The sequence below is a fragment of the Novosphingobium profundi genome (assembly GCF_020524485.1).
In the GTDB taxonomy this organism is placed as follows: Bacteria; Pseudomonadota; Alphaproteobacteria; order Sphingomonadales; family Sphingomonadaceae; genus Novosphingobium; species Novosphingobium profundi_A.
Genome location: NZ_JAIVLF010000005.1, coordinates 53605 through 79146, shown reverse-complemented (window position 1 = coordinate 79146; position 25542 = coordinate 53605). Strand labels below are relative to the sequence as shown.

At 67.4% G+C, this 25542-nt stretch carries 24 protein-coding genes and 1 tRNA gene; 13 read left to right on the top strand and 12 right to left on the bottom strand.

The annotated features are described in order from the left end of the window. The first annotated feature begins 15 nt into the window (after nucleotides 1-15). On the top strand, nucleotides 16-543 hold the full coding sequence (locus LC060_RS14255; protein WP_226636691.1) for a DUF1178 family protein: 528 nt from the start codon (nucleotides 16-18) through the stop codon (nucleotides 541-543). Nucleotides 544-611: 68 nt separating this feature from the next. Beyond that, nucleotides 612-688, top strand: a tRNA-Arg gene (locus LC060_RS14250). A 10-nt stretch (nucleotides 689-698) separates the two neighbouring features. Here the strand turns inward: LC060_RS14250 and LC060_RS14245 are convergent. The 8 genes from LC060_RS14245 to LC060_RS14210 form a co-directional block, all read right to left on the bottom strand. After that, nucleotides 699-2315: a PepSY-associated TM helix domain-containing protein gene (locus LC060_RS14245; protein ID WP_226636689.1), complete on the bottom strand. Its 1617-nt coding sequence runs from the start codon at nucleotides 2313-2315 to the stop codon at nucleotides 699-701. Further along, entirely contained in the window at nucleotides 2312-2602 is a 291-nt protein-coding gene (locus LC060_RS14240; protein WP_226636688.1) for a hypothetical protein, read from the bottom strand. Before LC060_RS14240 ends, LC060_RS14245 begins: the two co-directional genes overlap by 4 nt. After that, a complete protein-coding gene (locus LC060_RS14235; protein WP_226636686.1) occupies nucleotides 2599-2898 on the bottom strand; it encodes a hypothetical protein in 300 nt (99 codons plus the stop codon). Before LC060_RS14235 ends, LC060_RS14240 begins: the two co-directional genes overlap by 4 nt. Then, complete coding sequence (locus tag LC060_RS14230) at nucleotides 2895-3569, bottom strand: alpha/beta hydrolase (RefSeq protein WP_319005431.1); 675 nt, start codon at nucleotides 3567-3569, stop codon at nucleotides 2895-2897. The genes LC060_RS14235 and LC060_RS14230 overlap by 4 nt, the downstream gene beginning before the upstream one ends. After that, on the bottom strand, nucleotides 3542-3760 hold the full coding sequence (locus LC060_RS14225; protein ID WP_226636683.1) for a hypothetical protein: 219 nt from the start codon (nucleotides 3758-3760) through the stop codon (nucleotides 3542-3544). Before LC060_RS14225 ends, LC060_RS14230 begins: the two co-directional genes overlap by 28 nt. Further along, the gene (locus LC060_RS14220; RefSeq protein WP_226636682.1) at nucleotides 3754-6015 is read right to left on the bottom strand and encodes a TonB-dependent siderophore receptor; all 2262 of its coding nucleotides are present in this window, start codon (nucleotides 6013-6015) and stop codon (nucleotides 3754-3756) included. The genes LC060_RS14225 and LC060_RS14220 overlap by 7 nt, the downstream gene beginning before the upstream one ends. A 333-nt stretch (nucleotides 6016-6348) precedes the next feature. Next, a complete protein-coding gene (cueR, locus tag LC060_RS14215) occupies nucleotides 6349-6741 on the bottom strand; it encodes a Cu(I)-responsive transcriptional regulator (RefSeq protein ID WP_226636680.1) in 393 nt (130 codons plus the stop codon). Beyond that, the gene (locus LC060_RS14210) at nucleotides 6738-9095 is read right to left on the bottom strand and encodes a heavy metal translocating P-type ATPase (RefSeq protein WP_226636678.1); all 2358 of its coding nucleotides are present in this window, start codon (nucleotides 9093-9095) and stop codon (nucleotides 6738-6740) included. The genes cueR and LC060_RS14210 overlap by 4 nt, the downstream gene beginning before the upstream one ends. A gap of 139 nt (nucleotides 9096-9234) precedes the next feature. Here LC060_RS14210 and LC060_RS14205 point away from each other — a divergent pair, with 139 nt between their 5' ends. The 3 genes from LC060_RS14205 to LC060_RS14195 are packed head-to-tail and all read left to right on the top strand — an operon-like array spanning nucleotide 9235 to nucleotide 12169. Beyond that, the gene (locus tag LC060_RS14205; protein WP_226636677.1) at nucleotides 9235-10470 is read left to right on the top strand and encodes a GTP-binding protein; all 1236 of its coding nucleotides are present in this window, start codon (nucleotides 9235-9237) and stop codon (nucleotides 10468-10470) included. Continuing rightward, the gene (locus LC060_RS14200) at nucleotides 10467-11066 is read left to right on the top strand and encodes a DUF1826 domain-containing protein (protein WP_226636675.1); all 600 of its coding nucleotides are present in this window, start codon (nucleotides 10467-10469) and stop codon (nucleotides 11064-11066) included. Before LC060_RS14205 ends, LC060_RS14200 begins: the two co-directional genes overlap by 4 nt. After that, the gene (locus LC060_RS14195) at nucleotides 11063-12169 is read left to right on the top strand and encodes a CobW family GTP-binding protein (RefSeq protein ID WP_226636673.1); all 1107 of its coding nucleotides are present in this window, start codon (nucleotides 11063-11065) and stop codon (nucleotides 12167-12169) included. The genes LC060_RS14200 and LC060_RS14195 overlap by 4 nt, the downstream gene beginning before the upstream one ends. Here LC060_RS14195 and LC060_RS14190 read toward each other — a convergent pair. Beyond that, nucleotides 12166-13731 (bottom strand): hypothetical protein, encoded by a 1566-nt coding sequence (locus LC060_RS14190; protein WP_226636665.1) that lies wholly within the window; start codon nucleotides 13729-13731, stop codon nucleotides 12166-12168. The genes LC060_RS14195 and LC060_RS14190 overlap by 4 nt on opposite strands. A 121-nt stretch (nucleotides 13732-13852) precedes the next feature. On the opposite strand from LC060_RS14190, the gene LC060_RS14185 reads away from it, so the two are divergent. After that, on the top strand, nucleotides 13853-14488 hold the full coding sequence (locus tag LC060_RS14185) for a TetR/AcrR family transcriptional regulator (RefSeq protein ID WP_226636663.1): 636 nt from the start codon (nucleotides 13853-13855) through the stop codon (nucleotides 14486-14488). Nucleotides 14489-14490: 2 nt separating this feature from the next. Here LC060_RS14185 and LC060_RS14180 read toward each other — a convergent pair whose 3' ends face one another. Next, complete coding sequence (locus LC060_RS14180) at nucleotides 14491-15492, bottom strand: helix-turn-helix transcriptional regulator (protein ID WP_226637438.1); 1002 nt, start codon at nucleotides 15490-15492, stop codon at nucleotides 14491-14493. 499 nt (nucleotides 15493-15991) lie between these two features. Here LC060_RS14180 and LC060_RS14175 point away from each other — a divergent pair, with 499 nt between their 5' ends. The 6 genes from LC060_RS14175 to LC060_RS14150 all read left to right on the top strand — a co-directional run bounded on the left by LC060_RS14175 (nucleotide 15992) and on the right by LC060_RS14150 (nucleotide 20217). Continuing rightward, complete coding sequence (locus tag LC060_RS14175) at nucleotides 15992-16540, top strand: hypothetical protein (RefSeq protein WP_226636662.1); 549 nt, start codon at nucleotides 15992-15994, stop codon at nucleotides 16538-16540. Between the two features lie 32 nt (nucleotides 16541-16572). Then, on the top strand, nucleotides 16573-16827 hold the full coding sequence (locus LC060_RS14170) for a hypothetical protein (protein ID WP_226636660.1): 255 nt from the start codon (nucleotides 16573-16575) through the stop codon (nucleotides 16825-16827). A 68-nt stretch (nucleotides 16828-16895) separates the two neighbouring features. Beyond that, on the top strand, nucleotides 16896-17159 hold the full coding sequence (locus LC060_RS14165) for a GlsB/YeaQ/YmgE family stress response membrane protein (RefSeq protein ID WP_226636659.1): 264 nt from the start codon (nucleotides 16896-16898) through the stop codon (nucleotides 17157-17159). Beyond that, a complete protein-coding gene (locus LC060_RS14160; RefSeq protein WP_226636657.1) occupies nucleotides 17159-18223 on the top strand; it encodes a L,D-transpeptidase family protein in 1065 nt (354 codons plus the stop codon). Before LC060_RS14165 ends, LC060_RS14160 begins: the two co-directional genes overlap by 1 nt. A gap of 59 nt (nucleotides 18224-18282) precedes the next feature. Beyond that, on the top strand, nucleotides 18283-19074 hold the full coding sequence (locus LC060_RS14155; protein WP_226636656.1) for a hypothetical protein: 792 nt from the start codon (nucleotides 18283-18285) through the stop codon (nucleotides 19072-19074). A 210-nt stretch (nucleotides 19075-19284) separates the two neighbouring features. Continuing rightward, on the top strand, nucleotides 19285-20217 hold the full coding sequence (locus LC060_RS14150; RefSeq protein ID WP_226636654.1) for a LysR family transcriptional regulator: 933 nt from the start codon (nucleotides 19285-19287) through the stop codon (nucleotides 20215-20217). Here LC060_RS14150 and LC060_RS14145 read toward each other — a convergent pair. After that, complete coding sequence (locus LC060_RS14145) at nucleotides 20214-21650, bottom strand: sulfatase (protein ID WP_226636653.1); 1437 nt, start codon at nucleotides 21648-21650, stop codon at nucleotides 20214-20216. The two genes, LC060_RS14150 and LC060_RS14145, sit on opposite strands and share 4 nt — an antisense overlap. A gap of 108 nt (nucleotides 21651-21758) precedes the next feature. Continuing rightward, nucleotides 21759-24326: a TonB-dependent receptor gene (locus tag LC060_RS14140; protein WP_226636651.1), complete on the bottom strand. Its 2568-nt coding sequence runs from the start codon at nucleotides 24324-24326 to the stop codon at nucleotides 21759-21761. A gap of 156 nt (nucleotides 24327-24482) precedes the next feature. On the opposite strand from LC060_RS14140, the gene LC060_RS14135 reads away from it, so the two are divergent. Further along, complete coding sequence (locus LC060_RS14135) at nucleotides 24483-25409, top strand: LysR family transcriptional regulator (protein WP_226636650.1); 927 nt, start codon at nucleotides 24483-24485, stop codon at nucleotides 25407-25409. The last annotated feature ends 133 nt before the right edge of the window (nucleotides 25410-25542 follow it).

The following is a 25542-nucleotide window of genomic DNA, read 5'->3' as shown; positions in this document are numbered from 1 at the left end:
CCACATAGGCGTCACATGATTGTCTACGATCTGGAATGCCGCGGTGAGGGCCATCGCTTCGAGGGCTGGTTCAAGTCCTCGGACGATTTTGCGCGCCAGCAGGAGCGGGGCCTCGTCGCTTGTCCGTTCTGCGGCTCGGGCGATGTCGAGAAGGCGCCCCAGGCCGCCCGTCTCGCGCGTAAGGGCAACCAGAAGCCCGAACCCTCCCGCCCCGCCGCCAGGTCGCTCGAGCGCGAACCCGCGCCCACACCGCGCGAAGAGGGCGAACCTGTCGCCGTGGCCCCTGTCGCCTCGCACGAACTGCCCCAGCAGACGGTGGAGATGATCCACAAGCTTGCCGAGATGCAGGCCAAGGCGCTCAAGGCCTCGCGCTACGTGGGCGAAAGCTTCGCCGAGAACGCCCGCCAGATGCACTACGGCGAACGCGAGGTGGAGCAGATCCACGGCGAAACCACGCTCGAGGACGCGCAGGAACTGATGGACGAGGGCATCTCGGTCGTCCCCCTTCCGTTCCCGATCGCGCCTCCTGAGGAAACCAACTAGGTTTCCAAGCCCTGCGCGCCATCCCCCGCTTGCCTAGCCGCGCTCCCGCCGCTAGGACGCCCTTGCGTGCGCCCATAGCTCAGCCGGATAGAGCACCAGATTCCTAATCTGGGGGCCAGTGGTTCGAATCCACTTGGGCGCACCAACATCCCTTCTCAGATTGCCGGTTTTCGTTCGGGCGCCGTGGCGTGTGTCGTCGTGTTTGCCTGGGCTTCGCGGCGCGGGTGGGACCAGACGCTGTCGCGCGGGCCGTTGCGTGTGCGGCGGCGGGTCGCGCGGGCGGTGAGGGCGAGGCTGGCGGCGAGCGCGACGCTGACGGCATCGACCAGCGGCTGGCTCCAGGGGTGCAGGTCGAGAAAGGCCAGGCTTGCCAGCGGGATGGTGAGGAGGGCGAGCGCGGCTGCGGGGACGAGTTCAATTGCGCCCCGTGCGGCACCGCGCACCAGCGCCCAGGCGACGAACCCTGCAAAGACCACGTAGTAGATAGCGCTGTGGATGCCCGCGGTGGCCTCGGTGCCGAGTGGTTTGGCCGCTGCAAGCGTCACAGAGATGCCCGCCACACACCCTAATGGCACGCCCACTGTGAGGGCGCCCAAGGCTCGTGTCGCACGGGTCTGCGTCACCGCACCGGCCTTGCGCTCGCGTTTGCGGCGCGATTCCACCCAGAGCAGGTTGCCCGTGTAGAACAGCATCGCACCGGCCAGTCCCAGCAGGAAGTAGGACCAGCGGATCGGCGCTCCCCCGAAGCTGCCGAAATGGAGCGCGAAGAAGCTAGTGATCGTGGCGCCCCAGGCGTCCTGCAGCCCGGGCATGTAGGTCGTGTCGGTCAGCGCGCCGGTAACCGGATCGGCCTCGACCATGCCGAAGGTGGGGCCGCGCAGGCCAAAGCGCGGATCGTAGCCGCTGATGCGTGCCTGCGGCTCGCCCTCGCGGCCCGTGTGGTAGGTGATCGCGCGGAGGGTGAAACCCGGCGCCTGGCTCTCGATACGCTGGGCCAGCTCGGCTGGAGTGAGCAATTCGGGCCCCTGTGCGCGCGGCGGCGGCGGCGCAGGCGGCGCCATCTGCGCGCGCGGGGCACCCCGGTCCATGAAGGCGGCGCCCTGCAGGTCGTAGAATTCGTCGTGGAAGGCGAAGACCACGGCGGTCAGCGCCATGATGACGTGGAAGGGCAGGCTGACGATGCCGAGCACGTTGTGGACATCGAGCCACATGCGCTTGGCGTTCTTGCCCACGCGCACCGCGAAGAAGTCCGAGACGAGGCTGGGCAGGAGCACGATCACGCCTGAAGCCAGCGCGATGAAGTAGAGCAGCGAGATCGCGCCCATGATCGGCATGGCAACCTCGTGCGCGAAGGGCAGGCCGACCTGCTGGTGCAGCATGTCGATGAACTGGGCCACGGGCGAGGCGGCCTGCCTTTCGACCTCGAGCGTGCCGTCAGGGGCCAGCGCGGCGAGGAAGACCTGCGGATCGCGTCGGCTGCCTTGCGACCAAGTGACGCGGGCCGGGTTTTCCGGTCCGGTTTCAAGATGCACGTCATAGGACCGTGCGGCCTCGGGATGGGCGGCGAGGACCGCCTCGACCAGCTCGGGCGCGCGCTCCAGCGGCACCGGGGCCGAGAGCGAGGTGGGGGGCGAGGCCCAGCGCTGGATAGGCTCCTCGAACATGGTCACAGCGCCCGCGAAGAAGGCGATGAACAGGGCGAGGCCGGAGACGATGCCAACCCAGCCATGTATCTCCTTGTACATCCGCAGGATATCGGTGCGCACTTTCATGACAGGCTCCCCAGGGCAAACAGTGTGAGCCACACGGCTGCGGCGGCAAGGCCGAGCCAGAGCCAGGCGCGAAGGCCACTGCGAAAGAGGAAGCACAGCGACAGGACAGCGCACCAGACCGGCGCAATGATCCACATCGTGAACTGGCCTTGCGGGGAAAAGAAGCTGTCACGCACGCCCAGCAGAGCGGCGAGCAGTCCCGAGACACCAACCGCAAGGGCGAGGCCAAGGACGAGGCCGGCGGCGGTCTTGCCCGCCCAGTTCCGGCTGGTGAGAGGCGGCGTCATTTGAAAGCCTTTCGATCTCCGGCACGCCAGGCCGCGGCGAGCGGGAGCAGTGACCAGACCAGCATGAGCGCGGTCAGCCAGATGAAGACGGAAGTGGCCGGGCCCGACCAGGTCAGGAGTACAAGAAGGCCGAGCAGGGTGGCGCCCCAGCCTCCACGGGCAATCCCGCGACCTGCGGGCTGGCCCGGGCGCAGCGCCTGGTTGGGCGCGGCGCGGTAGAGCAGCGCGGCGCCCAAAAGGGTCAGGATGAGCCCGGCGGGCAGCGCCAGCTCGGTGGCAAGCGTGGTCCCGGTCATGGCTGGTTTTCCTGGAATGCGACGCGCACTGCCTGGCCGAGGCCCGGCAGCAGCGTGCCGCCATGGCTCTCGCCCGAATAGACGCGGCTGTGGACATCCAGGTTGGCGATTGCGGCGAGCCGGTCGGCCAGTTCGCGGTGGGTCATCGCCATGGCCTGGCTGCGGGCACGCACACTGTCCTGCTCGCGTTCACCCACCCCGAGGTGGAGCGTTCGGGGGCCGGCCGCAGCAAGGCGCGCGGGAAGGCTGGCTAGACCGCCCAGCAGGCTGCGCGCACCAAACCAGAGCGAGGGGCTGGTCGCAACGTAGGTGCGGAACAGCTCGGGCTTGTCCAGCAGCGTGTCGAGCACGAAGAGGGCGCCGAAGCTATGACCCCAGAGCGTCTGGCGCGCGGTATCGACGCGGTAGCTGGCCGCTATGCGGGGCATGAGTTCGCCCGCGAGGAAGCGGCGGAAGACAGGGGCGCCGCCGGTCGGGTGGGCCACGGCGTCGGGCGGGCCTTCGGGCGTGTAGTCGAAGCTGCGCCGCGCGAGCATGTCGTCGCCGTCCGGGTAGCCGATGGCAACGACGATGCCTTCGCTCTGCCCTTCATCGCGTCCGAAGCGGGCCAGGCGCTGTGCGGTCTCGACCGCGCTTGCAAAGGTCATGTCGCCGTCGAGCAGGTAGAGCACGGGAAAGCCGCCCGGCGGTGCGGGGTGCTTGGGCACTGGACATGGACGCGGTAGTGGGCACCTGCCTGCGACGTCATGGCGAATGTGTCGCTGCCCGCAATCACGTAAGGCGCCGCCAGCAGCGGGGCGGGCGCGGCGAAGGTCGCAAGGGCAAGCCCGGCGGCAAGGGCGCGTTCCTTGAAGCTCACCATGTGAACTGCACCCGCGCGGTCACCACGCGGCCCTGTCCGTAGTAGCACGAGGCAACCGTGGTGCAGGTGACGACGTAGCGCTTGTCCGCGACGTTGCGCGCGTTGAGCGAGAGGCCGATGCCCTCCAGCGCCGGGTTCGTTTCGCCCAGATCGTAGCGCAGCATGAGGTCGAACAGGGTGTAGTCCTGGATGCGGAAATCGGCGTTCATCGCATCGCCCCAGCTCTTGCCGGTATAGCGCACGCCGCCGCCGAAGCCGAGCCCGGCCAGCGGGCCGCTTGCGATGCGCTGGTTGACGAAGAGCGAGGCCATGTAGGCGGGCACCTGTGGCAGGCTCTTGCCGAGGAGGTCCTCGTGGGTGTCCTTGGTCACGTCGGAATCGAGGTGGGTGGCGGACGCGATGACGGTCGTGCCGGACCCCAGCGAAGCACGGGCCTCCAGTTCCGCGCCGCGAATGCGCGCTTCGCCCGCCTGGACCAGGCAGACATTGCCGTTGCCGCAGATGGTGCCATCGGGATCGCTCGTCTGGACGTTCTGCTGGGTGATCTCGAAGACCCCGGCGGTGAGGTAGACGCCCTTGCCCGCCTGGTAGCGCAGGCCTGCCTCGAACTGCTCGCCGGTGGTGGGGCGGAAGGGCTGCTGGTCGAGCACGCTTTCAAGGGGCACGAGCTGCGGAATGAAGCTCTGCGAGTAGCTGAAGTAGGGCGCGAGGCCATTGTCGAAGAGGTAGACCGCGCCCGCCCGCCAGGTGAACTTGCTGGCGTCATAGTCGTTTTCGGTGTCGGTCAGGCGGTTGCGGGTGTGGTCGCTTGTCCAGTCATAGCGCCCGCCGATGTTGATGCGAAGGCGCCCCCATTCGATCTCGTCCTGCGCGTAGAGGCCAGTCTGCTCGCTTGTCGCCGCGCCGTAGACCTGCGGGGCCATGTTCGCGGCGTAGTGCTGGCTGCCGCGCGGCTGGGGATCGAAGATGTCGTAGAGCGGATCGACCTGGCCACGCGGCAGGCCCAGCAGGCTGACGAGGTCGCGGTCGTGCGTCCAGTCGGTGTGGAAGTAGTCGAGCCCGGCGAGCAGGGTATGGGCGAGAGCGCCTGTGCGCACGCGCCATTCCAGCTGGTTGTCGATGGCAAAGCCGTCGCTCGACCCGGCCGAGGCGATCGCACGGCGCCCGATGGTCTGCCCGTCGATGCATGAAGGGCCGTACTGCGGGACGGCGCTGCAGTCGGTGACGGTTCCCCCCGAAAGCACGGTCACCCGGTAGGCCGAGGTGATGTGCGTATAGCGCATGTTGTTGCGGAAGGTGAGGTTGTCCGTGAACTCGTGGCGGAAGAACGAGGCGGCCAGGTACTGGTTGCGCGTGAAGTTGTTCCACGAAGGCTCGCCGATGTTGGCGTCGTTGGCGATATGGCCGCCGTTGCTGGGGGCATAGGTGCCCAGTGCGGGCAGGAACTGGTAGGTCGCGCCGCCATCATCGTGCTGGTACTGGCCCAGAAGGGTCCAGCTGGTGGCCGAGGTGGGCTCCCAGGTCAGGCTGGGCGAGACGTAGTAGCGGCTGTTCTCGACATCGTTGACCTGGCTGCCGCCGTGTTGGGCGAGGCCGACGAGGCGGGCGGAAAGCTGTCCATCCGTGTCCAGCGGGCCACCGAAGTCCGCGCCGATGCGCCCTGACCAGTTGCCAAGATCAGTGTAGCCCTGGGCCTGGAGCAGCACTTCGCCCTGGAAGCTGGAGGTGGGACGCTTGGTCACGATGTTGACGATACCGCCCGGTGCCGACTGGCCGTAGAGCACACCCGAGGGGCCTTTCAGGACCTCGATCTGCTGGAGGCCGAAGGTGTCGAAACCGAAGCGGGTGAACTGGCCGCCGGTGGGCAGGCGCAGGCCGTCGACGAAGTTGTTGTTCGACGAATAGCCGCCCGCGCTGAAGCCGCGCACCGAGACCTCGTCGGTGCGGCTGTCGATGCCCATCGGCTCGGCCTGGACGCCGGCGGTGTAGGAGAGGGCATCGGCGATCGTCGTCGCCCCGCGCAGGTCCATTTCCTCGCGCGCGACGATCGAGACGCTCTGCGGCGCCTCGATGATGGGCGTGTCGGTCTTGGTGGTTGAGGTCGCGCTGGAAAGGCCCGTTGCGGTGACGATGATGCGCTTGCCCGCATCCTCGGGCCCCAGATCATCTGGACCCGGAGCGGGCGCTCCTTGCGCGGCGCACAGGCTGCTCCATCCGGCGCTGAGCATCAGGCCGCCAATTGCGTACTTTCTCACGATGTCCCCTCATTCTCTCTAACCTACGGCGACTCCTTCTAATGCGACTCAGTCGCAGTAGCAACACTTGGTGGAGTTTTTGGACGTCGGAAGGAGGGGGGCGCGAGAGCGCAAAGTTCGCCGACACGGCGCTTTAGGCCGCGCGCAGACAGGAGAGAGAACCTTCAGAAAAGTGGTTCTGTGGGCCATCGCCCTCGGGCTCCCCAAAATGTCTACGTGACCTTGAACGAGCAACGCGGGCTGAGAACGCCGGGGTGGCCGAGTTTGGGGTCAAGGGGCGATGGCCCCTTGAAAAAGGTCTGTTTTCTTCTTCCGGCTAACCCGGTCCGCGCCTCACGCCTCCCCGGCCATCCGGGCAATGATCGGGCAGTCCGGGCGCGCGTCGCCCGCGCAGCTTTCGGCCAGGTGGAGCAGGCTTTCGCGCATGTCGCTCAGCGCCCTGGCCTTGCGGCCCAGTTCCTCGGCCTTGGCAAGGGCGAGCGCCTTGACCTCGGCACTGGCGCGGTGGTCGTTACCCCATAGCGCCAGCAACTCGCCGATCTCCTCGATGGCAAAGCCCAGGTCGCGCGCGTTGGCAATGAAGCGCAGCCGCGCGATGTCGGCATGGGCGTAGTCACGGTAACCGCTGTCCCGGCGCGCGGGCGCCGGGATCAGGCCGATCTTCTCGTAATGGCGGATCATGCGCTGCGAGACGCCTGTGCGCGCGGAGGCTTCCCCGATGTTCACAGCTTCGTCGCCTTCAGACGCAGCGCGTTGCCGATCACGCTAACCGAGGAGAGGGACATGGCCGCCGCCGCGATCACGGGGGAGAGCAGGATGCCGAAATGCGGGTAGAGGACACCGGCGGCAACCGGCACGCCCAGCGCGTTGTAGCCAAAGGCGAAGAGGAGGTTCTGGCGGATATTGGCCATGACCTTGCCGCTCAGCGTACGGGCCCGGGCAAGGCCGGTGAGTTCGCCGGTGAGAAGCGTGATCCCCGCGCTCTCGATCGCGACGTCGCTGCCCGATCCCATCGCGATGCCCACGTCCGCTGCGGCCAGCGCGGGGGCGTCGTTGACCCCGTCTCCCGCCATCGCGACCACCCGGCCTTCGGCGCGCAGGCGTTCGACCACCTCGCTCTTGCGGTCGGGCAGGACTTCGGCCTCGACCTCCTCGATGCCGAGACGGCGGGCGATGGCCGTGGCGGTCGTCGCGTTGTCGCCGGTGAGCATGACCACGCGTATTCCCTCTGCGCGCAGCGCGGTGAGGGCGTCGGACGTGCTGTCCTTCACCGTGTCGGCCAGCGCCAGAACGCCGCCGAGGTCTCCATCAAGCGCGACGAAGATCGCGGTGGCGCCGTCCTTGCGCAGCGCCTCGGCCGTCTCGGAGGCCGCATCGGTCGCGATGCCGTTTTCCTCCAGGAAACCGGCCGAGCCCACAAGGACATGGCGTCCCTCCACCTGGCCTTGCGCGCCCTTGCCGGTGGGAAAATCGGCCTCGGTCACCTCGCCCAGTATCAGTTCGCGGCGCTGGGCTTCTGTAACGACGGCGCGCGCGAGCGGGTGTTCCGAGGCCTGCTCGAGCGCGGCGGCAAGGCGCAGCACATCGTCCTCCCCGTATCCGCCGAACGTGCGGACCTGCGTGAGCGAGGGGCGCCCCTCGGTCAGCGTGCCGGTCTTGTCGACGACCAGCGTGTCGACTTTTTCCATGCGCTCAAGCGCCTCGGCATTCTTGACGAGGATGCCTTCTTCCGCGCCGCGCCCGATGCCGACCATGATCGACATGGGCGTGGCAAGGCCGAGCGCGCAGGGACAGGCGATGATGAGAACGGCGACTGCGGCGAGCAGGGCATGGGTGGCGCGCGGCTCGGGGCCCCAGATCATCCAGGCCGCGAAGGCCATCGCGGCCACGGCGAGGATCAGCGGCACGAACCAGCCTGCGACCTGGTCGGCGAGGCGCTGGATCGGCGCGCGCGAGCGCTGCGCCTGCGCGACCATCTGGACGATGCGCGCCAGGAGCGTGTCGCGCCCCAGCTTCTGCGCTTCCATGACGAGCGCGCCGGTGGAGTTGAGCGTGCCCCCGATCACGGCATCGCCAGCCTCGCGGGTGACCGGCATGGCTTCGCCCGTCACCATCGATTCGTCGAGCGAGGAGCGCCCCTCCAGGATCGTGCCGTCGACCGGGATCTTCTCGCCCGGACGCACGCGCAGACGGTCGCCGATCGTGAGGTCGTCGAGCGGCACGTCCTCTTCGCCGCTTTCGGTCAGCCGCCGTGCGGTGCGCGGGGCGAGGCCGAGCAGCGCCTTCAGCGCGTCGGAGGTACGCTCACGCGCGCGCAGTTCGAGCACCTGGCCCAGGAGCACGAGGACGGTGATCACCGCCGCAGCCTCGAAATAGACCGGCACCGTGCCGTCCATGGTGCGCATGGCAGGCGGGAAGAGGCCGGGGACGAGCGTGGCTATGATCGAATAGGTCCAGGCAACGCCGGTCCCGAGCGCGATCAGAGTGAACATGTTGAGATGGCGCGTGCGCACCGAGGCCACCGCGCGGGTGAAGAAGGGCCAGCCCGCCCAGAGCACGACCGGAGTGGAGAGCACGAGCTGGATCCACACCGAGACGTGCATGGGCACGAGGCGGTGAAGCGCGGGGACGACATGGCCGCCCATTTCCAGCAGGAAAACCGGAAGAGCAAGCGCCAGCGCCACCTTGAAGCGGCGCGTCATGTCGAGCATCTCCTCGCTCGGTCCGGCGTCGGGATCGACCATCTCGGCCTCGAGAGCCATGCCGCAGATGGGGCAGGCGCCGGGGTGATCCTGGCGCACCTCCGGATGCATCGGGCAGGTCCAGACGGCGCCTTCGGGGACAGGCGCATCGGCGCCCGTGCCCTCCAGCCAGCGGGCGGGATCAGCCTCGAACCGGGCCTGGCAGCGCGCGCTGCAGAAGTGGTAGTCCTGCCCTTCGTGCTCTGAGTGGTGCGGGCTCGTCGCCGGATCGACCGTCATACCGCAGACCGGATCGGTCACTGTGTGCGCATCGTGCGCGTCGTGCGCGTCTTGTGCGCTCTGCGGAGCGTGGTGATGGCAGTGCTGTTCGTCGTGCATCGCAGTCCCTCCTTGGACCCGCTTCCCATATAGGGTCTGACATCGTGTCAGGGTCAAGGTGTGGCTGCCTATCGGTATTGTAATGATACAACATATCATGATAGGCGGCCTGCGAACCTCTCTGGATTGCAGGATTGCCATGACCCCATCTTCCCAACCCGACGCGCGCCTGCCCGTCACCGTCCTCTCCGGCTTCCTCGGCGCGGGCAAGACGACGCTGCTCAACCATGTCCTCTCCAACCGGGAGGGACGCCGCGTCGCGGTTATCGTCAACGACATGTCCGAGGTGAATATCGACGCCGATCTCGTGCGCGGGGGCGGCGCGGCCCTCTCGCGCAGCGAGGAGACGCTGGTCGAGATGACCAACGGCTGCATCTGCTGCACCTTGCGCGACGACCTTCTCCAGGAAGTGCGCCGGCTCGCCGAGGAGGGGCGCTTTGATTACCTCCTGATCGAGAGCACGGGGATTTCCGAGCCGCTTCCCGTCGCCAGCACCTTCTCGTTCCGCGATGAGGCAGGTGCCGCGCTGGAGGATGTTGCCCGGCTCGACACCATGGTGACCATGGTCGATGCGGTGAACTTGCTCGCGGACTATTCGAGCCAGGATTTCCTCGCCGACCGGGGCGAGAGCACGGGCGAGGAGGATACCCGCTCGCTGGTCGGCCTGCTGGTCGAGCAGATCGAGTTTGCCGATGTCGTGATCGTGAACAAGGCATCGTCGGTGAGCGCGCAGCAACTGGACGTGGTGCGCAAACTCGTGCGCAGCCTCAACGCCGAGGCCCGGATCGAGACCTGCGACCATGGCCGGATTGAGGCGGGTGCGATCCTCGATACCGGGCTCTACGACGAGGAGCGCTCGGCGCAGCATCCGCTCTGGGCCAAGGAACTCTACGGGTACGCGCAACACCGGCCCGAGACCGAGGAATACGGCATCGAGAGCTTCGTCTACCGCGCACGCCAGCCTTTCGATCCGGCGCGCTTTCACCGCTTCCTCACCGCCGACGGGCTCGACCACGTGGTGCGCGCCAAGGGGCATTTCTGGCTGGCGACCCGGCCCGACTGGGTGGGCGAACTCGCCGTGGCGGGAAGCGAGACGGTGACCGCGCGCATGGGCCGGTGGTGGGACAGCGTGCCCCGGCATCTGTGGCCCGAGGAGGATCGGTTCGAGAATTTCGTGCGCGAGCGCTGGGACCCGGTCTGGGGCGACCGGCGCCAGGAACTGGTCTTCATCGGCATCGGCATGGACGAGGCACGCATCCGCCGCGCGCTCGAGGCCTGCCTGGTGCGCAGTGCGGTCTTTGCGCCCGAAGACTGGGCGGACCTGCCCGATCCCTTCCCGGCCTGGGCGCCGGTTCCTCAGGAGGCCCTGGCATGAGCGCGGCCGTTTGCGCCAACGCGCCCGAAGTCCTGACGCGCATTGCCGAGCCCGAGGTCCACCTTGCGATCTGGGAGGCGGGCCGTCCGGCCGGTCTCGACTGGCTCGACACGTTCGACCTTGCGGGAATTTCGGACCTGTCCTTCCCCTGTGCGCTTACCGATCTGGACCGGGAGATCGGGGAAGGGCTGGAAGAGGCGGGCTATCCCGACGGCGCGAAGAGCGACGCGCTCGCCGGGGTCATGGCCGATCTCGCGCGCCGTTTTGCCGCGATCATGGGCTGCGATGCTGTGAAGGTCCGGCTCGAGGTGATCCGCACCGACGCCTGCCGCAAGTTCCACGCCGACTACGTGCCCGCGCGCCTCATCGCCACGCTCGCCGGGCCGGGCACGCAGTGGATCGCGGCGGACAGGATCATTGAAGGCAGTCCCGAGGAGATTCACCAGATGCGCGCCGGGGATGTGGGCCTGTTCAAGGGGCGTCTGCTCGCCCCCGAACCGGCGATCCTCCACCGCTCGGTCCCCCTGTCGGCGGTTGGGGGCACGCGGCTGCTTCTCGTGCTCGATCCGCTGGGTGTGGGGGAGGGCACCCGGTGAGCGGGGTGCTCTCCAGCCTCGATGGGCTGATCCCCGTCTCGGTCCTCACCGGGTTTCTGGGAAGCGGCAAGACGACGACGCTCAACGCCCTTGTACGCAGCCCCGAGATGGCGCGCGCGCTTGTCATCATCAACGAGTTCGGCGAAGTCGGGCTCGACCATGATCTTGTCGCGCAAGGGCACGAGGAGATGAAGGTCGAGATGATCGGCGGATGCCTGTGCTGCACCATTCGCGGCGATCTTCTGGCGACCTTGCGCGATGCCCCCTGGCGTTTCGCGAGGGAGGGGCGCTGCTGGTTCGACAGGGTGGTGATCGAGACCACCGGCCTCGCCGATCCCGCCCCGATCCTCCACACGCTGATGCGCGACCACACGCTGGAGACGATCTACCGGCTCGACAGCGTGATCGCGACGGTCGATGCGGTGAACGGCGCGGCCACACTGGAACGGCAGGAGGAGGCGGTGAAGCAGGCGGCAATCGCCGACCGCATCCTGCTCACCAAGATCGACCTCGTCGGGGAGCCCGAGCGCGAAGCCCTGACCGCGCGGCTGCGGTCGCTGAACCCGGCCGCGCCGATCCTGCCCGTGAAGCACGGCGCGGTTGCGGCGCACGAATTATTTGGCGGCGGGGCCTTCGATCCGGCGGGCAAGAGCGCAGATGTGCAGGACTGGCTGCGCGCCGAGGCCTACGCGGATCATACCCATGCGCATGACCACGCGCATGACGTGAACCGCCACGGTCCCGACATCCGCGCCACTTGCCTCACCTTCGACGAGCCGCTCGACCCTGAGACCTTCGAGCGCTGGATCGAGCTTCTCACCTGGATGCGGGGGGAGGACATCCTGCGCATCAAGGGCATCCTCAATCTGGAAGGGCAGGCAGGGCCGGTGGTGGTCCACGGCGTCCAGCACGTCTTCCACCCGCCGGTGGTCCTCAAGGAATGGCCGTCGGATGATCGGCGCACCCGGCTGGTCTTCATCACGCGGGGGCTGGACGGCCCCGCGTTGGAGGAGACGTTCGCGATGTTCAGGCCCGAGCCTGTACCGGATGCGACCGCGGACGCTGTCACCGCCGGGGGCACCCTGACCGGCTGGATGCGTTAACGGCAGGCCGGGTTGTCGGCCTTGGCAAAGGTGAGGAAGGTCACGCTCGAAGGCGTGAGCGTGACCGAGCCTGCCCGGCGAATACCGTCCAGATCGGGCAGGGCATCGCCCGCGCCCAGTTCCAGCGGCGTGCCGTTAAGCGCGGCGTGCGCGGGATCGCTTTCGGCCTGGGTCAGGCTGCGCACCTCGGCCTCGCTGGACAGCGCAAGATCATGGGGCTGCGTGCGGTCGGGATTGATCGCGAGCACGCTGACCCCGCCCGCAACACCGCGCTGGCACTGGGCGTAGAGCCGAAGGCCGGTCTTGGCATCGGCGCTCCCGGCATCGAGCACCCTCGTTCCCATCGTGCGCTTCCAGAGGAGCGCGGCCCAGTAATTGGGGCGCGGCGCGAAGCTCTTTTCGTCGAGGAGCGCGTAGTCGCTGGCCGCCAGCGTGTTGTGCATGACGACCGAGACCCCTTGGCGCGCCGCGCGGGCGAGTTGGTCGACGAAGCGGAAGGTGTCGGCAAAGGTCGCGGCCTGCGGGTTGCCGCCACACGCGGTCTCGGCGGTTTCGGTCAGCCAGAGCGGGGCGTCGGGCGCGATTTCGCTGCGCAGGCTCTTGGTCCTGGCAATGGCGTGGTCGATCATGCCCAGCCACTCGGCACCTTGCGGATCGGGCTGCGCGCCCGCGCAGCGCTGGGAAATCTCGCCGTAGAAGTGGAACGAGACCACGTCCGGGCGCGCCGATCCGCTCTGCACCATTTCGCGGGTGGGCAGCGTCTTGATGAAGGCGGGAAGCGGGCTGCCATCGTTGTATTCGAAGGCACCGGGCGCCAGCACCTTGGTCTGGGGAGAGCGCGCCGCCAGCCAGTCATGGAAACGAGTATAATCGCGCAGGTAGTCGGCGCTCGTGTAGCCCTCGGGCGGCTGGGTGCCGCCGATGAGATTGGGCTCGTTGGCAAATTCGCTGGCCCAGATCTGTCCGCCCATCTCGTGGGTGGCGGCCAGCCAGCGCTCGGCGGCCGTGCTCTGCCAGACCCCGCTCTCATCGCGGGCGCCCATGCTGGTGGGCATCGAGGTGACGATCCGGCCATCCACGGCCTTTGCAAAGTCGATTGCGCCGCGCCACTGCGCGCGGGTCAGGACGGCGTCGAAGCCATCGGGCACGGGGCCTTCGTGGGTTTCCGCATCGCGGTAGGTCGTCGCGTTGGCCCAGGTTCCGCTGTAGCGCACGTAAACTGGCCCCAGAGCAGCAGCCAGCGTGCGCAGGCGCGGGTTGGAAAGGTCGATCGGCGGGCGGTATTCGTACTGGTCGGATGGGTCGGCCTTGCCGTCGCGATAGGGCTTCCAGAAGCGCCCGCCCGTCAGTTCCACCATTTCCACATTGTAGGAGAGGAAGCGCTCGCTGACGGTCCCGATCTGCGCCAGCTCGCCCACGGCAAGGGCCGGGCCGGGCGCTTCGGCCACAGCCGGAACCGAGCCGAATGCTGCGAGGAGCCCCGTCGTGAGGAGGACACGGCGAAGGCGCGTGGATGCGGGAGAGTGGGCGGACCGGGATACCGGCGAGGTAAGCTGTGTCATGCACAGGGTCTAGGGGCGGGCGTGGATCGGGCGCAAGCAAAATTTTACAATGTAAAAAATAGTGCAGGAAGATCGCACGCCCATCTCCTTTACGGCGCAAAAGCGTGGTAGGGCTTTGCCGATGACGACGACATCCCCCGATACCGCGCCTGCGCGCGCGGCTGCGTCCGCAAAGGGTGCGGCGCGGCGCGAGAAGATCCTGCGCGGGGTGATCGCGATCATTGGGCGGGACGGCTACCGCCAGCAGTCGCTGCGGGAACTTGCCAAGGCGCTGGAGATGGAGGCGCAGCACGTTCTCTACTACTTTGCGAGCCGGGAGGACCTGCTGCGCAGCGTCATAGAACTGTGGGACAAGGACAGCCTCGCCACTCCCGATTTCGCGCCCGAATTCGCCCAGGGCACGGGGCCAAGCCTTGACCTTTACGTCGCGGCGGTCCGGCGCAGCAGTGCGGCGCCGGGCATGTCCTACCTCTATCTCTCGTTCGCGGCCGATGCGGTGGTGCCCACGCACCCCGGGCACGATTTCATTCGCGCCCGGCAGGCACGTGTACGCCGTGATCTTGCCGAGGCCATCCGCGCCGAACAGGCGGCGGGAATGATTGCGCCCAATATCGATCCGCTGCGCGCCGCACGCCAGTTGTCGGCGCTTTCCAACGGGCTTCAGCTTCAGGCTCTCCTCGACCCGGATGGCGCGGACTGCGATCCGGCGGCCGAAGTCGCCGCGGCGGTGGCTCGCCTGCGCGGGGGCGCGCAATAGGCTCAGGATCTCGCGGTAACGGGGGGAAGCGCACGCGCGCGGTACTGGCTTGGCGTCATTCCGAACCAGCGGCGAAAGCGGCGGTTGAAGTCGGAGGCATCGCTCAGGCCCAGCCGTTCGGCGACGCTGCGGATGGCAAGGCCATTCTCGCGCAGAAGCGCCTGGCTGCGCTCCTGTAGGAGCGCGTCAACCAGCGCATGAAAGCGCGTGTCTTCGGCCTTGAGGTGGCGGATCAGCGTGCGCGCCGAAACGCCGAGTTCACCCGCCACCTGTTCCAGACGGGGAACACGGCCGGTGGAGGCCAGCAGGTTGCAGCAGGCGCCCCGCGTCCGGGCTGACCAGCCTGCCGTTGGCCGGGTGGGCTCCACTTCTGCCTCGCAGCGGGCAAGCGCCTCGGTCCAGACTGTGGGATCGTGGGTGACGCTGGCGCGAAGGGCAAGGGCGCGGGGCAGGGTGATGGCATCGCGCGGTGCGGCGAAATCCACAGGGCAGCGAAAGGCCGCGCGCAGCCGGGCGGCATAGGGCACCTCGGGATGGCGCAATTCGATCCGCGCTTCGTGGACGGGGCGCCCCAGGTTCGCTGCTGCGAGACGGGCGAGGAAGAGCAGCGGCGCTCCGGTCAGGATCGGGCGGGCTTCGCCAAGTGGCATGCGGGCATCGAGTTCGAGCGTCAGCGCGTGCGCATCCATCGAAAGCCGATGCTCGAAGATGCCGGGGCGCTCGTTGGCAAAGCGCGGCAGGATCGCGAAGGCGCTGCGGATATCGGGCGCGTAGCGGGTAGCGAGGTCGATCCCGCCCCGAAAGTAGGGCACGCCGGCCTCCAGGAATTCGATGAAATAGGCAGGGTCCGGGGCATGGCGCGCCATGTTGGACATGATCGTGATGTACTGGCTCACGCGGATCGTTTCGGGGAGCTCGTCCTTCCGTTCGAGCCCCGTTCTGGCAAGAAGCCAGGCGGGCCTTTCGAGCGTGGCGTATAGAGAGCGGACAAAGCGCGCGCACATCCTGCGATCTGCCCGGGCATCCGAAGCTTTGGACGCCATGCCGTGCCTGTCCCATGTATCCATCGCGCTGGCGCGTAATCTGTTCGACATCCCTTCCTCCCTGAAGCGCTGTGCGAACCGGAGGCAAGTTTGCGGAGGCCCGGGAACGAGGTCAACGCGAAAGTAGAGAGAGGCATTCCGGCCCCAGGTGCACAATTGATCGAAGTATATTATTTTCAGAATTTTAGGATCGATTTCGCGAATTGTATAATTTCCATGTTTTAATCCGAAATGCAGACTTGTTCCCAATTTGGCAGCAAATGCCAAGAATGTTGCCATCTATTGCCATTGACCGGTGGGGTATCTGACGGAATGATCTGAGGGTATTTGCGGAATATTTCCGCGCCATGGCGACTTGCAGGAGGGGCAGGTGTACCTTTGTCTTGCACACGTGCTGGGATACCGCTTCAGGCCCTTAGGGCTGCTTGTCGGTCTGTGCGGCCTCCTGACGGCCTGCGGCATGGCTCCTGGGGAAGAGACCACGGTCCCGGCGGCCGAGCCGGTCGCATTTCCCGAAAGCCTCGTCGTCATCGGCGATGGCTATCCGGCAAGTGGCGATCCCTGTCGGCGCCTGGGTGAAAGTGCGGTGACATCCAACTGGCTCGATGACAGCGCGGTCCTTGTCGGCTGTCCGGGCATGGCGGAGGCCAAGGCCCTTGGCGGCACCATTCTCGGCGCAGACGGACCCATTGCCATCGTCTCGGTGCCGATGGGCGATGCCAATGCCGGCCTGGCCGCGGCGGGCTCTGCGGCGACATCGGCGCCCGCAGCAACTGCGCCCGCGACCGATCCGATCCGTGGGGCAGGGGGCATGGAAAGCGCCTGCCATGAACGCATCAACGAAATGACCAGCGGGGAGGTCATCGGCACGCAACGTATCGAGGAGGCGGAGTCGGGCGTCATGATCTACGTGAACGTGCGGACCGCGCAGGCCCCGTGGCAATGCTTTGGAAGCCGCGAAGGCGTGCTCGACCAGGTCTTCTACGGCGGCGACGAGGGGGCGCTCTAGATGGCCACCGCAGCGCGGCCTGGAGCATGGTGATGAAGTGGGTCTTCCTCGTCTTCATCGCGCTCTATCTGGGCGCGCTGGCGCTGCTCGCCATCGGTACGTTCGGTTGGCTGGGGCAGGAGAGGGACCCGCTTTCGGGCGTCTTCCTGGTGCCGCTGGGCCTCCCCTGGAACCGCCTGGCCGACGGTCTTGGCTGGGGCGGCGTGGTGAGCGGTGTGCTGGCGCCGGCGGTCAACGCCGCGCTGCTCTGGGGACTTTGGAAGGGACGGCGGCGCACAGCCGGATAACAAGATCGCGGGCAGGGAGCGAGAGGCTGGCACTGCGCGCACGGATGACACGGACGAGGAGAGACGTCATGGGCTGGATCGTTGCCCTGATCGTGGGAGGGCTGGCCGGGTGGCTGGCGAGCAAGGTGATGAACCGCGATGCCTCGATGGGCATTTTCTGGAACATCGTGGTGGGCTGCGTGGGCTCGGTCGTGGGCAATGCGATAGCCAACAATTTCGGCATTGCGGGAAGCGTGCAGGAGTTCTCGATCGTGGGCCTTCTTGTCGCCTTTGGCGGCGCGGTGGTGCTGCTGGCCATCGTCAACCTGATCCAGCGCGGAAAAGTGCGCTGATGGGGCGCCGCGGGTTCGCGCGCCTGGGCGCGGCCAGGCTGCGTGCTCCGGCCAGCGCATTGGCGCTGGCGCTTGTCCTGGCTCTGGCCTTCGCGCTGCTGCCGGTCCTGGCCCGTGCGCAAGGCTCCAAGGTCAGTTCCGCGCCCGAGCTGGCGCGGGCCATCGAGACACTGAAACCGGGTGAATGGGTCTGGGCTCCCGAGGTCGCGCCCGAGGGGCCCGTGCTCGTCTTCGTCGATCTCTCGCGCCAGATCGCGCTCGTCTACCGCAACGGCATCCGCATCGGGGCGACCACGGTTTCCACGGGGAAACCTGGCCACGCGACGCCGACGGGCGTCTTCACGATCCTGCAGAAAGACGCCAAGCACCGCTCCAGCACCTACAACAACGCCCCCATGCCCTACCAGCAGCGGCTGACATGGGACGGCGTGGCGCTCCATGCGGGGGGGCTGCCGGGCTACCCCGAAAGCCACGGCTGCGTGCACCTGCCATACAACTTCGCGCGCGAGCTTTTCACCGTGACCGAACTGGGCGTGACCGTGGTGGTCGAGGGCGATGCCCAGCACCACCTGGAGACAAGCGGAAACGCGCTTCTCTCGCCCTTCGACGACACGGGCAAGGCGATTGCCTACCACCCGCTGCGGCCCGGCGAGCAGTTCCACTGGACCCCGGATATTGCGCGCGAGGGACCGGTCTCGGTGATTGTCTCCAAGCTCGACCAGCGCATCGTCGTCCTGCGCGGGGGCAAGGAAATCGGGCGCAGTGTCGCGCGCATTCGCGATGCGGACGCAGGATCACACGTCATCACCCAGATCGTGCGGGCGGGCAAACCGCACTGGGTCTTCGTCGGGATGGCGGGGCACGAGGAGGAGGAAGGGCGCGAGATCGACGAGGCCCTGCTCAACCGCGTGGAGATGCCGCGCGCGTTTCACCGCGACCTCGATGCGGTGATCGGGCCGGGAACGACGGTCCTGGTCACCAATTCGCGGGTCGGCGCGGGCTCGTGGGATCACCTTACCGTGATCGATGCAATCCACCCGCACGCCGCGCCCGAAGGGGGCTGAGGCGCAGGGATGCGCGCAGATGGGGCAGAGTTTGGGAAACAGAAGGGGAGAGCCTGATCATGAGTACGCACGTACGCTTCGCTGTCATGGGGTCATTGGCGGTTTTCATCGCGCTGGCACCGCATGCGGTCATGGCCCGAAAGGCCTCCTCGTTCACCGATCTCAACGGTGCGCGTGCTTCGAGCGCGGAGAGCGCGCTCCAGTCGCGCGGCCTCAAGTATATCGACGGACGCAAGGGCAGTTATGGCGAGAGCTATTCCTACTGGTGGGACGATGACGGCGACGACTGCGTGGTGGTCGAGGTGAGCGACGGGCGCGTGATGACCATCAACGATGCCGACAAGAAGGATTGCCACCATTCGGGCGACAACACGGGGGCTGCGGTGGCCGCCGTGGCGGGGCTGGCGCTGCTCGGCGCGCTGATCGCCCACAAGTCCGACGACCACGATGACAAGGTCCATTTCGACAACCACGACCACGAACGCGAATACGACCGTGGCTACCAGGACGGGCTCTACCACAAGTCCTACCACAACTACGACGACTCGAAATATTACTCGCGCGGCTATTCGAAGGGCGTGGAACAGCGCAACAACCGCACCCAGCACCATCACGGCGATGGCGGGTACCAGCGCACGGCGACCTATCTCGACCTCAATGGTGCGCGGGCGGCAGGCGCGGATTCGACGCTCCGGCAGCGGGGCTTCCGCAATGTCGACGGTTTCAAGTCAGGCAGCGCGGCCTACACCATCTGGAACCGTCCCTCTTCCAAGCAGTGCCTCCAGATGACCGTGGCGGACGGCCGCGTGGAGGACATCCGCGACATCCACAGCCACCCCAAGTGCCGCTAGGAGCCGTGGAGGCTTCCGGAACGCGGCGCCATGACCGACTTCGCCGGGACCATACCCCCTCCCGGTGACAGGTCCCGTGTCCCCAGCACCGAGGGGGACGCGGGACCTGGACCTTCCGGCCTCTCCATCCCGCCTTCCCGATTGCCTTTTTGCCGCCCCCGGCGCAGGGTCAACTGGCTCCCGCAAGAGGGGCGATGCAAGGAGGAGAGGGTGCGGGACTACCCGTTCACACTGCGCCAGCTGGAGGTCTTTGCAATCCTGAGCGAGACGCGCAGCTTTCGCATCTGCGCCGAGCGGCTGGGAATTTCGCAGGCCTCGGTGAGCCGCCAGCTCTCGGAGCTGGAGGCGCGCATGGGGCTCGCGCTGTTCGTGCGGGGACCTGGTCGCCGCCCCGACCTCACCACCCGGGGGGAAGCCTTTCTCCAGGATCTGGATGCGCTCGACAAAGCGGGGCGCAAGCTGGCGAGCTACCGTCTCTCGCGCCGTGAACGCGCAAGCACGCAGACGTTTCGCCTGCGCATCGGCGTGGGCCTGTTCGATCCTTACGTGAAGCCCAAGCTGGGGGCCTTCCTCGCCGCGCACCCGGGCATCGCCTGCGAGGTCCAGCGTACCCATCCCGCCGAGGAACTGGCTGCCCCGCAGCGGCGTGAGGCAAGCGATTTTACCGTGTTCTACCTGCGCAGCGACTGGCCCCTGCCGCCCCATTGCCGGCCGCTCGGGCAGGTGCGCTCCGGGATCTACGGGGTCCCCGAGATGGCGGAGGCTGCCGCGCTGCCCCTTGCCGCCGAGGCGTGCGCCGACTTGCCGCTCATCCTTCCCCCGCAAGGCTCGCGCGAGGAGGCGATGCAACTGGCGAGCCTTGCCGAGCAGGGCCTTGTTCCGCAGCGGGTGGTGGCCCGGACCGAGTATCCCGATGTTCTTGTCGCCATGGTCGAGCGCGGGGTGGGCGCGGCCTGCCTGCTCGAACCGCTCCTGACGCGCTCGGCACGCGCGAAACTGCTGCGGCTCTTTCCGCTCTCGGACTGGACGCTCGTGCTCTACCGCAATCCGGGGCTGTGCGGGGAGCGGGCCGATGCGCTGGAGGCGTTCGTGCGCAGTGCGATCCTGGAGGACAACGCCTATCCCACGGCAGAGGAGACTTAGCTGTCGATCCCGAAGTGGTCGGCCAGCATCTCGCCGGTGAAGCCGTAGGAGGCGGCCTCGGGATCGTTGGGCAGCATCTTGGCGTTCCAGGCCTCCCAGGCCGCGCGCAGGCGGGCGAAGGTCTCGGGGTGGCGTTCCTTCAGGTTCGCCCGTTCGAGCGGGTCGGCCTCGACGTCGAACAGGAAGTTGTTGCCCGCAATCGAGAGGTACTTCCAGCGGCCCTGGCGTGCGGCCATCTGGTCATGGTTGCGAAAGCGCCAGAACAGCGCGCGCTCGGGAAACTCGCGGCCTTCCAGCGCACCGCGAAGGTCGCGCCCATCGCTCGGGCTTGCCGGATCGGGCGCGGCGCCCGCAGCGGCCAGGAACGTGGGCATCCAGTCCATCGACATGATCTGCGCCGTGCTCGTGCTCGCGGGCGGGGTCACGCCCGGCCAGCGTACGATGGCCGGGATGCGCAGCCCCCCTTCGAGCAGCTCGGTCTTCTTGCCGGTGAAGGGCCAGGTGTCGGAGAAGCGCTCGCCCCCGTTGTCGCTGGTGAAGACGACCAGGGTGTCCTCGGCAAGGCCCAGCTGCGCAAGGCGGTCAAGGACGCGGCCGATCTGCTCGTCCATCGAGGTCACCATCGCGGCGTAGGTGTCCATCGAGCCCCCGTCGTAATGGGCGATGGAAAAGCCGCCCTTGGCAGCGAGGCGTGCGCTTTCCGCATGGTCCTCGGGCCCTTCCCAGGGCCAGTGCGGGGCGGTGAGGTGGAGGCTGATGAGCCAGGGTTTGTCGTCGCGCGCGCGTTCTTCCAGGGCCTCGATGGTGCGCTCGGCAAGAAGCTGCGTCAGATAGCCCGTCTCCTCGACCGGGGTCTCCCCGTCCCAAAGGTCGGGGAAACCGCCGATCTTGTGCGTGAAGTAGTCGACCCCGCCCTGGCGGATGCCCCAGAACTGGTCGTAGCCGCTCTTGAGCGGGCCGTACTTGGGGAGCGATCCCATGTGCCACTTGCCGATGAGGCTGGTGTGATAGCCCGCTGCGCGCAGGAGCGAGGCCATCGTCGGCTGTTCGGGGGGAAGGCCCACATCGCGAAGGCCGAGCGGCTCTTCCAGGCCCACCGGCAGGCGGTACTGGTAGCGCCCGGTGATGAGCGCGACGCGCGTCGCGGTGCACACCGCGCTGTTTGCATAAGCTTGCGTGAAGCGCATGCCCTCGGCTGCGAGCTGGTCCAGCACGGGGGTCTCGTATTCGCGCCGCCCGTAGCAGGAGAGGTCGGCGAAGCCCATGTCGTCGGCCATGATGAACAGGATGTTGGGGCGCGTGCCCGAGCCCGAAGGCGGTGCAGGCGCGGCGAGTGTGCCGGGCGCATGGGCCAGCGCTGCGCCGGCCAGAAGCCCTGCGACGACGGCGCGGCGCGAGATCGTGCGGGGGCTGGGGGGAAAGGTCTGGGTCATCGTGCGTCCCTTGTCACGAGAAGTATCCGAAGGTGAAGGCAGGGGCGGTCCGGGCGCAAGGCCGGGAGGGGCCAGATCAATCCCCTCCCGGCCCGCCCTCATGGCCTCCTAGAAGCGGCGCTTGACGGTGAGCGCCCATTCGCGCGGGCGCGCCGGGGTGCCCGAAATGAGTCCCGCGCCCGCGCCGGTCAGGTCGAACTTCTGGCTGAAATAGTACTGGTCGAAGAGGTTGGTGACCGCGAGCGAGAGCTGCCAGTTGTCGTCCGGCGTGCGGTAGGTGAGCCGCGCGTTGGTGAGGGTGTAGCTGGGAATCCGGCCGTAGAGGTCGGAGGGCGAGCCCGGCACCGGCACGAGCGCGCTGCCCGCCATCGCCCCCTGGTGCGAGACGTCGATGCGCGGGGTCAGGCTGCCGAACCGGTCGATCTCGATGCGGTACTGGGCGCCGATCGACCACTGCCACTTGGTCACCCCGCGCGGCGGGCTGGCAAGGCGATCGACGATGGCGGCATCCTGGCTGCAGCTGTTGCTTTCGCCGGGGGCGAGGGCGCGCACGACCTGGATATTCACGCAGTCCCAGCTCCAGTCGAGGTAGGAGGCCGAGGCGTTGAGGTCGAGCCCGTCGATGGGCTCGGTGCTCAGTTCCGCTTCCAGCCCCTTGATCGTCGCATCGCCCGCGTTCTGGGGAAGGGCGCAGGGGCCGGGCCCCCCGAACTGGGGGCAGGACAACAGGCCCAGCTGCGCGCCCTTGAACTGGTTGAGGTAGGCCGAGAGGTTGAGCCGCACGCGGTGGCCGAACAGGTCGGTCTTCACGCCGATCTCGTAGGCGGTCAGCTCCTCGGGCCCGAAGGGCTGGACCTGCGCTGCGTTGAACGGGCGCGGGCTGATCCCGCCGCCCTTGAAGCCGGTCGAGGTCGAGGCATAGACCAGCACCTCGTCCGAGATGCGATAGTCCAGGCTGGCGCGGTAGTCGAAGCGGGTGCCCTTGAAGCCGCCCGTCAGCCCGTTGAGCGCGGTCACGATCTCGGCGGTGTTGCCATTGCCGTTGACGTCGAGCACGTCCGGCCCCTGATAGCCGATGCCGTAGGCCGCCCCGATGGGGTCGACGAAGGCGTTGGGGCTGGAGCCGTCGTAGTTCAGGCGCTTATACGTCGTGGACTTGCTCTCGTCGGTGTAGCGCCCGCCGAGCGTCAGGGTGAGGTCACTGGTGGGGCGCACGAAGACGGTGCTGAAAAGCGCAAAGGATTCCACCTCGACCGGCCCACCGCCCAGGAACTGGAGCGGGTAGATAGGCTGGCCTGCTGCTGCGACGTAGCGGATGTCGGTGCGGGTGGCCTGGTCGGTGTCCTCCTTGGAGAAGTAGCTGCCGACCGTCGCCTCGACGATGGGGCCAAGCTCGGCATTGAGGCGCATTTCGTGGCTGAAGAAGCGGCTCTTGAGGTTGACCACCGGCGCATCGAGGCGGGCGGGGGAGAGGTCGCTGTCGTTGGAAAACTTCGAATCAAAGCCCCGGTAGGCGGTGATCGTGGTGAGGTTCATCCAGTCGGCAAGGTCGAACTGCCCGTGGAGCGAGACGCCCCAGCCTTCGAAGAAGGCCTCGTTGGCGTGGGTGGAGGGCTGAACCGGAAAGCCCTCGAGCCCGGGGATCAGGCCCGCCTGGAAACTGTCGCCCGCAGACTGGAACGCGGCGTAGTTGCAGTAGCGCCCGCACACGAAGCGGTTGTCGAAGGGCAGCCCGTTCTCGGTCGCGACGTTGGGGTTGGGATTGTTCGCGTAGAGGAGGACTTCGCCCGCGTTGTAGGTGGAATCGTGCGAGTAGTCGCCGACCAGCTGCAGGTCGATGCCGGGGCGCTCGAAGCGCAGCGCCACGCGGCCGGCGTAGTAATCCTTGTTTCCGTAGTCCGCCGTCTTGCAGTCGCCGCCCGAAGTCTGCGCGGGGACGCCGCTGTCCGGATTGAGGCAGCCATAGTCGTAGCCGGTGACGTATCCGTCCTGGCGGCCGTAGGCGGCCGAGACGCGCGCCGAGAGATCGCCGGCAATGGGAAACTGCAGCGCGCCGCGCAGGTTCACCCGGTCGCGGATGCCGTAGGTCGCCTCGGCATAGCCGCCGAAGGTGCCGTCGGGCTTCTTGGAGATGTAGCGGATCGCCCCGCCTTCGGAATTGCGTCCGGTCAGCGTGCCCTGGGGGCCGCGCAGGACTTCGACGCGCTCGACATCGACCAGCTCGAAATTGGCCCCGGTGAGGCGCGGGAAATAGACATCGTCGATGTAGAGGCCGACGCCGGGTTCCACCAGCGGGTTGAAGTCGATCTGGCCCATGCCGCGGATCGAGGCGCTGATCGATGGCCCGAACGAGGCCGACTGCTGGCGCAGCGCGACGCTGGGGGCCTGGTTGGCGATGTCCGCCAGGCTCTGCTGGCTACGCTCTTCCAGCATGTCCGAGGTCATCGCGGTGATCGCGATGGGGGTGTCCTGGAGGTTCTGCGCGCGGAACTGCGCGGTCACGATGATCGTCGCGAAGTCGGGTTCGGGCTCGGTCGGTGCGGTCTCCTGCGCCCGGGCGGCGTCCAGCGGCAGGCAGGCCAGCGCAAGGCCGAGCGCACCCGTGGCCGTTCCCCGTCCCAGTTCCCGTGCAATCCGGCGCACGCCAAGGGGCGCGGGCGCAAGGCTCCTCGTCATCGTCAACTCTCCCGTCATGTTTTCGTCGTTGTGGGAGGTGTGATGCGGCTGTGCGCGCTTGTCGGCAACGCATCGCCGGGTTACCCATGTGGCAACCCCAGGGTTATGGGCCGGGGAATGGGCACCCATAAGAAGGGGCCCGGGAGAGAGATCGCCATGACGCCTCTGCCGTTCACGCTGCGCCAGCTGGAGCTTTTCGCGGCGCTTGCGCAAGACCTGAGCGTGCGCGGCTGCGCGCGGCGGCTGGGGATCTCGCACGCTGCTGTGTCGAACCAGATCGCGCTTCTCGAAGAGCAGCTGGGTTTCGACCTGGTTGCGCGGCAGGCGGGCAAGGGACTGGAGCTGACCGCGCAGGGTATAGCCTTTGCCGAGGACCTTCGGGCCTTCCACGCCGCCGCCGACCGGCTGGCCGCGCACCGGGCCGAGGAACCGGCAGAGCCCTGTGCTGGGCGTTTCCGCGTGCGGATCGGGCTGGCCTTGTTCGAGCACTATGTCCGGCCACGTCTTGGCCATCTGCTCGGCGCGCATCCCGAACTCGAGATCACCTTCGATACCCATGTGCCGGGCGAGGCGCGCGACCCGGGCCATCCCGAACCCGAACCCGACTTTGCCTTGTTCCATGCTCCGCTCGGAGGAGAGGTGGGGGAGGGGACGCGCTGCCTCGCGCAAGTGCGCTGCGCGATCTACGCCGCGCGCGCGCTGGTGGGAGATGTCGCGGAAGCCCTTTCGCCCCAGGCGGTGAGCGCGCTTCCCTTTATCCTGCCTGCGGCCGGTTCGGACCAGACCCGCGCGCACCTGGACGGGCTTGCCCGGCTGGGTATCGTCCCGCGCCGGATCGTGGGCCACTGCGACGACTTCGACGTGATGGTGAACCTCGTCGAGCGCGGGATGGGGGCGGCCTGCATGACTGAACCGATGATTGCCCCCGCCATCCGGCCGCATCTTGCCGCGCTCTTTCCGCTCGAGAACTACCGTCTGATGTGGCGCCGCCGGGCGGGAGTGGAGGGGCATCTGCCCGATCTCGTGGCGGATTTCCTGCTTGGCTGCGTGATGGACAACCCGGACTACCCGGCGCAGGTATGAGGTTATATAAATCACCTATTTACAGGGATATACGTATAATTCCTGAGATAGCGTGTTAGGCATGCCCGCAAGGTTGCTGTGCGCGCGGTCTGACAGCGAAGGCCTATAAGTTTTAGATATATTGTCCTTAAAA